The organism is Pantoea sp. BAV 3049, from assembly GCF_009765445.1.
GTDB lineage: Bacteria > Pseudomonadota > Gammaproteobacteria > Enterobacterales > Enterobacteriaceae > Erwinia.
In genome coordinates this window covers 3965897-3977352 of the sequence record NZ_WHOY01000031.1, presented here as the reverse complement: position 1 = coordinate 3977352, position 11456 = coordinate 3965897, and the positions used below count along the sequence as shown (strand labels likewise).

Here is an 11456-nt window from a genome sequence, read left to right as displayed (position 1 = left end):
TACCCTTTTCCCGGCAACGCACGAACAAAAAGTGGTGAATAAGATAAATTTTCTTCGGTGGGAAGTAAAACCCCAACACGGTTCAATCATCAAAATTTGAGAAAATGCTGCGAATATCCTCGGAAAAGAAGCCTTTCGTCATCAGATAGCGCTGCACTTTCGCTTTTTCCTTCCAGTCTGACGGCAGCGGCAGGCCAAACTTACGCTCTGCCACTTCGTACGCCTGGCGGGCCCAGTCTATCTCTGCACTGGCGAGCGCTTCATCCGTCAGCGCCTTGTCCACGCCCTTCTGTCCCAGCTCCATGCGGATACGCTGCGGGCCATAACCTTTACGACTGCGGCTGGCGACAAAGCGTTCAGCAAAGTGGGCATCATCCAGGTAGCGGTTTTCATAACACCAGGCCACCACCCGGTCAATCTGCTCCGGGATGACGGTTTCCGGCTCCTGCTCTCTGGTTTTGGCATACATGGCCGCACGTTCAACTGACAGCGACAGCTTGCGGCGGAACTCAGCTTCACTGTGGTCACGCATCGCAAGGATACGCATAGCCCGGTCCAGCAGACGGGCAAACTGGCTACGTTCTGTGGCGTCTGACATCTCACTCCACGGCTTTTCAGCTTGTTTAATACGATCGGGATAAGGGTAGCGAGGAACAGGGGAAGAAACAAAAGTTGTTTTACGGCGCCTGTCCGGTTTTCCGCAACCATAAAAAAAGGAACGGGTTTAACCGTTCCTTTTATCGCTATGCAGGGCGCTGAGCGCCCTCAGCGGGAAATCAGAAGTTTTCTTCGCTGGTTTCGTCAATATCGGCTGCATCAGCCACGAAATCAGGCTTGGTATCCGGGTTAGTGAGCAGCGTGGCGCGCAGCTTCGCTTCGATCTCGCTGGCAACCGCCGGGTTTTCCTTCAGGAAGTTACCGGCGTTGGCTTTGCCCTGGCCGATTTTGTCGCCGTTGTAGCTGTACCAGGCACCGGCTTTCTCAATCAGCTTGTGCTTAACGCCCAGCTCAACCAGCTCACTGTAGATATTGATCCCTTCACCGTACATGATCTGAAACTCAGCCTGCTTGAACGGCGCGGCGATTTTGTTTTTCACCACTTTCACGCGGGTTTCGCTGCCCACCACTTCGTCACCCTCTTTAATCGCACCGATACGGCGGATATCCAGACGGACAGAAGCATAGAACTTAAGGGCGTTACCCCCGGTGGTGGTTTCCGGGTTACCGAACATCACACCGATCTTCATACGGATCTGGTTGATAAAGATCAGCAGCGTGTTGGAGTTTTTCAGGTTACCAGCCAGCTTACGCATCGCCTGGCTCATCATACGTGCCGCCAGGCCCATATGAGAGTCACCGATTTCCCCTTCGATTTCCGCTTTCGGCGTCAGGGCCGCTACGGAGTCAACGATGATCACGTCAACAGCGCCGGAGCGTGCCAGCGCATCACAGATTTCCAGCGCCTGCTCACCGGTATCAGGCTGAGAACAGAGCAGATTATCGATATCCACACCGAGTTTTTTCGCGTAGATCGGGTCCAGCGCGTGCTCTGCGTCGATAAACGCACAGGTTTTACCTTTACGCTGAGCAGCCGCGATAACCTGCAGGGTCAGCGTGGTTTTACCGGAAGATTCCGGGCCATAGATTTCGACGATACGGCCCATTGGCAGACCGCCCGCACCCAGCGCAATATCCAGTGACAGGGAACCGGTAGAGATGGTTTCCACGTCCATGGTGCGGTCTTCACCCAGGCGCATGATGGAGCCTTTACCAAATTGCTTTTCAATCTGGCCCAGCGCTGCTGCCAGTGCTTTTTGCTTGTTTTCGTCAATAGCCATTTCAACTCCTGATTACGCGGGTAAAGCACACATACGCGGCTTTGCATAAATTCAATATGGCAGTGATTATACTGTATGGTCATACAGTATCAAGTTTAATTTTTAAGAAAATGATCGCGCAGCGTCAGCAGCGCCCAGGCCGTTGCCTGACGACGAACCGCTTCCCGGTCACCGGAAAATACCTTGCGCTGCGCCAGCGTTTCACGGCTTTCTGCCGCAAAACCAAACCAGACGGTGCCGACCGGTTTTTCCACCGAGCCACCATCCGGCCCGGCAATCCCGCTGACGGAAAGGGCAAAGGTCGCTCCGGCTTCTGCACGTGAACCTTCGGCCATTTCCTTCACCACCTGCTCACTCACCGCACCATAACTTTCCAGCGAAGCCGCCGTCACACCAACCATCTCCTGCTTGGCCTGATTGCTGTAGGTGACAAATCCCCGCCCGAACCACTGGGAGCTTCCCGCTATATCAGTGAGGATCTTGGCAATCCAGCCGCCGGTACAGGACTCGGCAGTGGTCACTGTAGCCCTGCGCTTGAGTAATAACTGCCCCACTTCGTGGCTCAGTTGCGATAACTCATTATCCGTCATGATGACGCCTCGCTTCCCTTATGGATGAAAGTGCAAGGTTAGCATTTTTTGGACGGCGCTTTTATTGATAGGAAAAAGTAATGCTGGCAACCGCGTCCGCCGTACCTGGCGTGATGTCGCCGGTACGGATATAGCGACTCTGAAACGGCAGAGTCAACGTTTCTGCCTGTGAGGTACTTTGAATAAAGAACTGGCCGACAGTCGAATTCAGAGAGCTGTCAGGCCCCAGAGCCAAAGGGCCGGTGTTGTTATAGAAAAATTGCACTCCCACACCCGTTGCCGTGGAATCAGGCGTCAGCGAAACCGTATCCGAAGTGTTGGTTGGGTCGGTCTGGTCGGTGACCACCGCATACAGTGCAATATTGGCATCACAGTTCAGATTAACGGAGAAATTTTTCAGCGCTGAGGTGCTGTTAACCGTATTAAATGACCGCACATCCAGACTCCCCATATCAACCGGCACGCTGGGAGTATTAATGGTACAACCCGTAGCGTTCACATTAATGGAAGTCGGGCTGATGATCACTTTAGCCGTGGCAACTTCATTATTATATGCGGTCAATATGGCCGCGGTAATCGTCGGAGTGATGTAAGTACCGCTGGCAAGAGGCTGCCCGGTTTTCACAAAGGTGACCTTGGCAGACCATCCCAGCTCATTCGATTCTGCGGTTCCTTCGGCAGGGAAAGTCTGGGTAATGCCGGTTTGCAAAGGGACATAAGTCGTTGCATTCGTATCTTTCAGACCTAAAATAAAGCCAATGCCAGGTACACCCGTTTCGAACACGGCGTAACTTACCCCATCAACTACCACCGTCTGCCCGGAAAGCACGATGCTACTGTCAGGTTCCATTGTGCTTTTACTGCACCAATAGACCCAACCGCACCAGAAAACCTGGGTAACCGTTGCCGTGGCACTCCAGTTTCCGCCAATAATGCTGCCGCCGGTGACGGAGTCCGCTGGTCCGGAATAGCTCATCTCTGCGGGCGACAGAGTGATATCCGAGGCCCAGTTCAGTGCGAAGGCAGGACGAAGACAAACCAGTCCGGCGAGCATAAATACCACGCCGTATTTCACAAAACTTCTCATTTAAAACTCCCCCCAGTGCCGTAAGAAAGGCAATCCGTGCAACATCAAAGGTATTCAACCGTATAAGTTGCTCTTGCTGTCACATCACCCGGCGTGACGGGTAGCTGTGTCGCGACCATCCGCGCATAAAAAAGCATATCCACGCTGTTTTCCCCGGTCAGGCTGTAAGCGTCAGTGGCAGTGTTAAGCGTAATAATCGTGTTGCTGCTATCAAGCAGAGAGATAGCCACGCCGGTCGCGCCACCCTCATCCGTTTTTAAATAACGGCTGTCGTGGTCATCCACTTCACCACTGAATGTGACCTGTGCGCCTTTAAACGTCGGTCCACACTCTTCAAGTCTGATGGTAAAAGGCGTTTTAATCTGGCTGACGGCACCCACCGCTAAAAACTGGCGGAGGGAGATATTTCCCAGATGGACATTGATATTTTCTGAGTCGGTTGAGAGCGTGCAGGTATTGCCATACAGCACGCCTGTAACCTGAATATAAACGTCATAGGCTGATGCAAATTGCGGCCAGCTGCCGACCAGCAGTAACGGCAATAACAGACGGATTATCGATTTCACTGACACACCAGTCCTTGTGTATAAATATTGGTATCCGGGTTATAACTCCCGGCCTCAAGATGATAACGGGCCACACATCGCTGCTCAGCTTCCCGCCCCCACTGCGCAATCAGCACGCCATTTTCCGGTAATCCGGAAAGCCAGAGTGCACCCGCATCGCCCACTATCCCGGTAGAGTTCTCGCTATTTTTAAGGGTGACGGTGGTGCCAAAAGGCAGCCAGGAACCCTCTTTACTGATGGTGAAGATGGCCCTGTAACCAATCCGCGTCGCCAGCGTTGCGCGCGCCATAGCTCCCCCGTTGGGGATTTTGCTGACGATGGACTGCGGGATCTCAATATTCTCTCCGAGGGTTTTCACATCAAGATCAACACGGTTCTCACGATACGGAGAGGCGTAAGGGATCACGGCATAACCCCGGGAATCGGTATAAATCCCTTTCTGATTGCCGACTTTGATATTGGCAGCACCGGGAGCCTTCACCAGGATATTGGTATTACCCAGCGGCTGGCTGAAAGTAATGCCATCTTCGTGCAGGACAATACCGCCATTGACGCCATAGTTGTAATAACGGCTGTCCGGTGTGTAGCTGTATCCGGCATTATAAATCCCGTTTCTGCCCTGATACTGCATCGACATATCCGCCCCGCTCTGGCTGTTGCTGCGGGCGCTGTAACGCGCGTTAAGGCTGTAATTTAAATTATCATGCTCCGGCACATAGCCGCTGATCCCGGTGGAATGAGTGGTGCCATTGCGGGCGCTGTTGGTCATCGAATATCTGGCCCGCGAACCTGGCAGCAATTTATCCAGCGGCACAGAAGCCGAGAAGGCCACCGTATTGTCACTTTTGTCGGACCAGAGTGTCTGACTGTGCTGCCACGCCAGGCCGAGTGAGATAGCTTTCCAGCTGGTGTTGTAAGCCACCTGCACGCTGTTGTTGGTTTTGGCGGAATTCCAGTAGCGCTGCTGATCCAGAGAGAGAGAAACCGAGCCATATCCGTCAATGCGCTGTGACAGCAGCAGCTGGTTGTGCATTTTGCGCGAGTAATTCAGGTTGTAGTAGCTGCTGGTATCAACAACTGGCTGGCCGTGCTCATCCAGTGAAATCGTGCTTTCGCCACCTTTCATGCGTTTAAAAGCGGTATCGCTCAGGGTATAAAAACCTTTGGTGGTGTATTGCCATGAATAGAAATTAAGGGTTGTTCCCGCAGTGTTCAGCACCTTGCTGTAACGAAAACGCACTGAATCACCACTGTGGCTGCTGTTGTCCGCCAGCGTACTGTTGGCGTGGATAGCATCGACAGAAAAGGCACCATACGCGCCGAGGTTCTGGCCGACACCTGCCGCAAAAGCGCGATAGTGGTCTGAAAACTGCGCTCCACCATAGAACGTCAGCCCGTAGCGCCAGCCATAGAAAAAATCGTTCTGCGTGAATGCCGGGGAGGATTGCTGATCGTTATTGCGGAATTTTCCCGCACTGAGGGAATATTTTAACTGTCCCTGCCGGACCAGATTTGGCACGCTGGCAAAAGGCACCACATAGTGAGTGACCTGACCGTCGCTTTCCTCGATTGAAACGTCGAGATCGCCCCCCGAAGAGGTCGGGTAAAGATCGTTAATAACGAATTCACCAGGCGTGACGCTGGTCTGATAGATCACATTGCCGTTCTGGCGAATACGCACCGTCGCGTTAGTCCGGGCAATGCCTCTGACCTCCGGTGCGTAACCGCGGATGCTGTTTGGCAGCATATTGTCATCTGACGCCAGCAGCACGCCCCGGACGCCCGCACTGTCAAAAATGGCGGAAGAAGTATAAGTTTCGCCCAGGGTAACCTGAGCTTTTAACGGCACAATATCCCGTTGCACAGTGGTGCTGATGTGCGCCCATTCACCGCCCTGGCTACTGGTATAATTCCAGTTGGAAGTGTCCCTGACCCGCCATGCGCCAAGATTGATGCCACTGTTCAGCCCGAGGAAATAGTTGGTCCGCTGCCAGCGGCTGTCGCCCAGGTAATCACTTTGCGAGCCGTTAGCGTTATAGCTGACAAAAGCCGTCGTAATCCCCTGCTCCCAGCTTGTCGGGCTGATAAATCCTCTGGGCCTGTTTTGCATCAGCGCCTGAGGAACAGTCAGCCTGAGGGCCATTTTTCCGGCATCGAAATCGCTTTGAATATCATGCCCCCGAAAAAGATCGGTTATTGGCATGCAGCCATCCTGCGGCGATAATTTCACGGCATGACGACGATCCAGCCCCAGCTCATCCATCTCTTCGCCAGTGAAGCAGGGAAGCAGCTGTGGAGTTCCGTTATCCATTCCGGCAATGAACGTCACTTCCTTTTCGGCGATAAATTCACCGTTGACGAAAACAGCCGTGCGGTATTTTCCAGCAGGAATATCACCTCCTTTTTCCAGCCAGGATAAATCTGCCACGTCGCCATCTTTCCCGCCCAGGAAAAGAGGATTGAACTGGTATTTATCCTGAGCAGCAGCCTGGTGAATGACCAGTAAAAGCGCGCATGCCACCGCATTTCTTTGGAATGAAAAGGAGGAATTCATAGTATTAGCCTGCAACCCATTAGGTTAAAACGGATGAACGTTAATCCAGCTTTTTGCTCAGCAGCGTGGTCCACGCGCCATAATCATTGATGGTCTGATAACTGAAGTTTTTTGCACCGTTGAACGTTCCCGGCACGACCGCACTTCCTTTTGGTGGCAACATCAGGGGTTTTATTTCTTTACCGTCTACCCGCAACGTAATCAGCGTCAGATAATAGGGCGTGGGATTTTTAAGCGTCAGCTGTCCTTTGTTGAGGGAGCCGGTGATTTTCTTATGGGCTTCAGTGACTTTTTCAGTCAGCCCTGCCGGACGATAGAAAACTTTAATGCGGCTGGCAGCCGCAAGCTGCAGGGTATTATTTCCCTGAGACTCACTCTGAGGGATGGCTTTCACCGTCATCCAGTACAGCGTTTCTCTGTCGGCAGGCAGGCCTTTACCGGTAAAAATAACCCGTAAAGTATTCTCATTGTTTGGGCGTAATACCGACAGCGGCGGTACCACCACAAAATCCTGCGTTTTAGTTCCGGCTGAATTATCCAACCAGGTCTGAATAAGAAAAGGTGAAGTAGTATGAGTATTGCGAATATCCAGCGAAGCTTGTTTATCTCCGGCATGATAGACCAGACGAGTCGTTCCCAGACCCACTCCGCCCGCGCTGGCAACCACAGGCAACAGCAATGAGCATATCGCCAGAAAGAGAGCAGGAATACGCATAATAATTTACCTCAGGGGAAAAAAAGGATTCAGGATCCTTTCGGTCCTGAATCCAGGTTAATTTAATCAGGAATAAGTCAGGGTGTAAGTCGCAACAGCACTGGCATCACCCGCGGTCACGCTACCTTTTTCGGTATGGTATTTCGCTGTGAAGTTCAGGGTATTACTGCCCGCACGCAGTGCAGTATTACCACTGGCTTCATTCAACTTAACCTGTGAACCTGCCTCATCAAAAATACGAATTGACAGGTTCTGTGCTGAACCACTGCCGCCATTGACGCCAGTTGCCAGACCGCTTGCATCATCTGCATCAACAGTTCCGGAGAAGGTTACGGCAACATTCTTGAACGTACTGTTGTCACAATCTTCCAGACTGATGGTGAAAGTTTTGCCTGTTGCCAGTGTGGTTCCGGCAGTCGCAAGAGAGGCGGCACGAGCCTGCCCCATATTAATGTTCTGAACCGCCGAGCCGCTGGATAGTGCACAAGCAGCGGTGATAACGCTGCCCTCAAAATTCAGGGTGCCACCATCCACAGTGACTGGTACAGGGTCTTCGGCCCAGGACATCGCTGGCAGCAGAGCCAGTGCACCACAAACGGACATTGCCGTGACTGATTTCAGCATAAAACGCATAATTACATTCTCCATATGTAAATAACTTTCGAAAATAGCCACCTGGTGAATAACAATGAAAGATAACTCCCGGCTCTCTTTATTATTCGCGCACTATTATCGTTAACCATAAATATACAAGTTATCTTATCGATAACGTTCACAACAATTATCTATAACAAAATTAAAACAACCAAAAGAGTGCAATAAGACTTCCAAGCCCGGCTTATACCGGTATTTTTTTCTGAACCAGATAAATACAACCCACCTGGTGAGCAAATATTAACCACTCATCAGTAAACAAAACCAAAACAATTCACACTCGTTGCAAAATAAATACGACTGGAAGGTCAAATGACTTAAATTTTTTTATTATTAATTTTTTAAAAAAGATTAATCGAGGTGTTTAGCTGCACTGAAAATACTTAATCTTCAACAGGTTCAGCGCTGTGACTGGCGTGGCACTCTGATCGGGATTTATTGCGCCCCGCTCAGCAGGGGCACAGGAAGGGGCTTCAGCGTTTCTGCGCCACCATAAACAAACGGGGAAAAGGCATCAGCACGTTGCCATCCTGACGAATGCTATACGCTGATATCAGCTCCTGCAGATAGTAAGCGAGGAAAGCCTGCTGCTCTTCTTCTTTTAGGGGAGCAAGGAAAGGCCGCAGGCCGGTCGATTTCAGCCAGTCAATCATGGCCTGGTGTGAAGGCATCACGTGATAGTAGGTGGTACGCCAGATATCCACCGAACACCCCGTCTGGCACAACAGATCGTAATACGCTTCCGTGGTGAGCAGGCGCTTACGATCAGCCGCTCCGGGGCCAATTTTATCCCGGAAGGCGGGCAGCTCAGCGACTTTACGCATCAGGCTGTGGGTCGGCTGGTCCAGGTTGTCCGGCATCTGCACTGCCATCACGCCGCGCTTCGTCAGTTGATCCACCAGGTGCGGCAGTAATTGCTGATGATCGGTCAGCCACTGTAGCGAAGCGTTGGCATAGATTACTTCCTGCGGCTTCTCTGCCTGCCAACTGCGGATATCCGCCTGCACGAACTGACAGTCGGGCAAACGCTTTAGCGCCTGTTCCAGCATTGCCTGTGAGCTGTCCAGCCCGGTAATCCGTGCGGTGGGCCAGGCCTCGCGCAGCAGTTCTGTGCTGTTACCGGGACCGCAACCGAGATCGGTGGCAGAGTTCACTTCACGGCGGGGAATTCGGGAGAGTAATTCTTTGGCGGGGCGGGTACGTTCAGCCTCGAACTGACGGTAGAGATCGGGATTCCAGTCTTTCATTTGTTCCTCGTTAAAACGATCAACCACACTGTTAACTGTAGCCTGGAATAAAAATTGCATTACCTCCCCTGCTCGCTTTTTGATCGGAGAGACTTATGCGTCATCTTGATAATGATACCCTGGCCGCTTTTATCGCGGTTTACGACCACGGCAGTTTTACGCTTGCCGCAGAACAACTGGGAAAAACCCAGGCTGCCGTCAGCATCATGCTGAGCCGGCTGGAAAAACATCTGGGCCAGCGTTTGCTGGAGCGCTCGCGCCAGGGCATCACCCTCACCCCCTCCGGTGAAAAGCTGATTGGCTACGCCCGGCAGATGCAGGCACTGGAAGAAGAAGCGCTCACCGCGCTGGGCTGTTTCGCGGCAAAATCACGCATCCGTATCGGGATGCCAGACGATTATCTGGGCACTATTGGTGCAGAGCTGATTGAAAAATTTTCGCAGCGCAATCCGCAGCTGCAGGTGGAGATCGTCAGCGACTTCTCCTGCAAGCTGGAGAAACTGGTCAACGATGGTCATCTGGAGATGGCGATCTTCACCCGCCAGCCTGGTGAACAGAACGGCGAGTTTCTTCGCAAAGAGCCACAGCTGTGGTGTACCGCCCCGGACTGCTTCCCGGAGCAGCAAATCACTCTGCCGCTGGTGCTGTTTCCCGAAGGCTGTCGTGCGCGGCCTCAGGTCATCAGCGCACTCGATAAAGCCCGTTTACGCTGGCATATCGTCTGCACCTCATCACATCTGGCAGGCGTGCAGACCGCAATCCGCATTGGCAAGGCGCTGACCGTTCTGCCTGCCTCGGTGATCCCTGACGACTGGCGGATCCTCGGCCAGAATGAACAGCTGCCCGCCCTGCAGTCGCTGGATCTGGCACTGCTGGTGCCGGAAGATGCCCACGTGGGCACCCGCCGCCTGGCTCAGTTCATCCGTGAGCTGGTTTCAGCAGCGGAAGCTCTGCCTATGCAGACTGCGCTATGATCGCCTGACTGCACGCCGCAGCCAGCAGGTCGACAGCCTGCTGGTCGTGGCTGAATGACAGATAGAAACGGCCAAACGCCGACGGCATCGACAGGATGTGCTGACGCCGCAGCGCCACGTGCAACGCCATACTCCACTGATGATCGGCAGCTGCCACCGCCTGAGCATAAGTTTCAGGTGCGGTTGCCTGCTGCCAGAAGGTGAAGACCGTGCCATATCCGGAACTGGCGAGTTCGACACCCTGCGCCTTACAGTCGGCAATCACCTTGCGGCACAGTTCATCGCCGCTGCGCAGCAGCTGCATATAATCCTTGCTACGCAGCTCGTTGAGCGTGGCGATTACCGCAGCACAAACCGGCGGGTTACCGCTGTAGGTTCCTGCCCGTATAGCACGACCATCTTCAAACACCTTCATGTACTGCTCTTTACCCACCAGCGCAGCGACCACGGTGCCGTTGCCAATGGCTTTGCCTACCGTTGCGAAGTCAGCATCCACGCCAAACAGATGCCCACACAGCCCGGCATGCAGGCGAAAACCCATCAGCACTTCATCCAGAATGACCATTGCACCAGAACGGTGCGCGGCGTCTGCCAGATAGTGCAGATAGCCCTCGGCGGGTTCAACACAGCCCGCATTCGCCATGACCGGTTCCACGATCACGGCGGCGATATCGGGATGTTCAGCAAACAGCGCATCGACATCTTTAAAATCGTTGTAGCGCAGCAGCAGCATCCCTTCCTTTTCCGGACGGGTGGTTCCCGGCATCTCTGCCATCGCCGATCCGGCATTGCCGAAGGCCACGCTGTCGAACCAGCCATCATAACCGGCGGCAAATTTCACCACCTTATGACGGCCAGTCACGGCGCGCGCTCCCCGGCAGGCCAGATGGACTGCTTCACTCCCTGAGTTTACGAAAATAACTTTATTGAGTTCCCCGGTGAAGGCACTCAGAGTGGTTGCCGCCTCTTCTTCTAAAGCATGTGACCAGGCTGGCATCATCATTGTTTTAACTGCCTGCTGCACGGCATCGACAACCGCCGGAGGGTTATGCCCCAGCAGCGTTGCGCCAAAACCTAAAGCCGTATCCAGATAGCGCTGACCGTCGGCATTCCACAGCCAGGCGCCCTGTGCTTTTTCAATCATCAGCGTCTGGCCGTCAATTTCAGGCAAAGCGCGGCCGGCGCTGGATATTCCACCAACTAAATGTTTCATCACAGTTCTCGTCTGTT

Annotated in this window: 11 protein-coding genes; 1 reads left to right on the top strand and 10 read right to left on the bottom strand. The window is 53.1% G+C overall.

The genetic code is table 11. The features are described from left to right. Window positions 1–82 precede the first annotated feature (82 nt). The 9 genes from GSQ70_RS19590 to tam form a co-directional block, all read right to left on the bottom strand. Window positions 83–598 carry a regulatory protein RecX gene (locus tag GSQ70_RS19590; protein ID WP_158784099.1) on the bottom strand — a complete coding sequence of 172 codons (516 nt, stop codon included), beginning with the start codon at window positions 596–598 and terminating at the stop codon, window positions 83–85. A gap of 178 nt (window positions 599–776) precedes the next feature. After that, complete coding sequence (recA, locus tag GSQ70_RS19585; RefSeq protein ID WP_158784098.1) at window positions 777–1838, bottom strand: recombinase RecA; 1062 nt, start codon at window positions 1836–1838, stop codon at window positions 777–779. A 95-nt stretch (window positions 1839–1933) separates the two neighbouring features. Continuing rightward, window positions 1934–2428, bottom strand: a complete 495-nt coding sequence (gene pncC / locus GSQ70_RS19580) for a nicotinamide-nucleotide amidase (protein WP_158784097.1) — start codon at window positions 2426–2428, stop codon at window positions 1934–1936. Between the two features lie 61 nt (window positions 2429–2489). Next, window positions 2490–3482 (bottom strand): fimbrial protein, encoded by a 993-nt coding sequence (locus tag GSQ70_RS19575; RefSeq protein WP_158785382.1) that lies wholly within the window; start codon window positions 3480–3482, stop codon window positions 2490–2492. A gap of 77 nt (window positions 3483–3559) precedes the next feature. Then, the gene (locus GSQ70_RS19570; RefSeq protein WP_158784096.1) at window positions 3560–4081 is read right to left on the bottom strand and encodes a fimbrial protein; all 522 of its coding nucleotides are present in this window, start codon (window positions 4079–4081) and stop codon (window positions 3560–3562) included. Beyond that, window positions 4078–6603: a fimbria/pilus outer membrane usher protein gene (locus GSQ70_RS19565; RefSeq protein WP_370521088.1), complete on the bottom strand. Its 2526-nt coding sequence runs from the start codon at window positions 6601–6603 to the stop codon at window positions 4078–4080. The genes GSQ70_RS19570 and GSQ70_RS19565 overlap by 4 nt, the downstream gene beginning before the upstream one ends. A 73-nt stretch (window positions 6604–6676) precedes the next feature. After that, on the bottom strand, window positions 6677–7351 hold the full coding sequence (locus GSQ70_RS19560; protein ID WP_158784094.1) for a molecular chaperone: 675 nt from the start codon (window positions 7349–7351) through the stop codon (window positions 6677–6679). 66 nt (window positions 7352–7417) lie between these two features. Further along, complete coding sequence (locus GSQ70_RS19555; protein WP_233268367.1) at window positions 7418–7984, bottom strand: fimbrial protein; 567 nt, start codon at window positions 7982–7984, stop codon at window positions 7418–7420. Window positions 7985–8478: 494 nt separating this feature from the next. Next, window positions 8479–9252: a trans-aconitate 2-methyltransferase gene (gene tam, locus GSQ70_RS19550; protein WP_158785380.1), complete on the bottom strand. Its 774-nt coding sequence runs from the start codon at window positions 9250–9252 to the stop codon at window positions 8479–8481. Window positions 9253–9347: 95 nt separating this feature from the next. On the opposite strand from tam, the gene GSQ70_RS19545 reads away from it, so the two are divergent. After that, complete coding sequence (locus tag GSQ70_RS19545; RefSeq protein ID WP_158784093.1) at window positions 9348–10226, top strand: LysR substrate-binding domain-containing protein; 879 nt, start codon at window positions 9348–9350, stop codon at window positions 10224–10226. Here GSQ70_RS19545 and GSQ70_RS19540 read toward each other — a convergent pair. Next, window positions 10207–11439, bottom strand: a complete 1233-nt coding sequence (locus GSQ70_RS19540) for an aspartate aminotransferase family protein (RefSeq protein ID WP_158784092.1) — start codon at window positions 11437–11439, stop codon at window positions 10207–10209. The two genes, GSQ70_RS19545 and GSQ70_RS19540, sit on opposite strands and share 20 nt — an antisense overlap. Window positions 11440–11456 lie beyond the last annotated feature (17 nt).

Bases quoted from the DNA above. Each gene is read 5' to 3' on its own strand.
- GSQ70_RS19575 (WP_158785382.1), bottom strand. From the start codon at position 3,482: ATGCTCGCCGGACTGGTTTGTCTTCGTCCTGCCTTCGCACTGAACTGG.
- GSQ70_RS19540 (WP_158784092.1), bottom strand. From the start codon at position 11,439: ATGAAACATTTAGTTGGTGGAATATCCAGCGCCGGCCGCGCTTTGCCT.
- GSQ70_RS19545 (WP_158784093.1), top strand. From the start codon at position 9,348: ATGCGTCATCTTGATAATGATACCCTGGCCGCTTTTATCGCGGTTTAC.
- GSQ70_RS19590 (WP_158784099.1), bottom strand. From the start codon at position 598: ATGTCAGACGCCACAGAACGTAGCCAGTTTGCCCGTCTGCTGGACCGG.
- GSQ70_RS19560 (WP_158784094.1), bottom strand. From the start codon at position 7,351: ATGCGTATTCCTGCTCTCTTTCTGGCGATATGCTCATTGCTGTTGCCT.
- tam (WP_158785380.1), bottom strand. From the start codon at position 9,252: ATGAAAGACTGGAATCCCGATCTCTACCGTCAGTTCGAGGCTGAACGT.
- GSQ70_RS19555 (WP_233268367.1), bottom strand. From the start codon at position 7,984: ATGCGTTTTATGCTGAAATCAGTCACGGCAATGTCCGTTTGTGGTGCA.
- recA (WP_158784098.1), bottom strand. From the start codon at position 1,838: ATGGCTATTGACGAAAACAAGCAAAAAGCACTGGCAGCAGCGCTGGGC.
- pncC (WP_158784097.1), bottom strand. From the start codon at position 2,428: ATGACGGATAATGAGTTATCGCAACTGAGCCACGAAGTGGGGCAGTTA.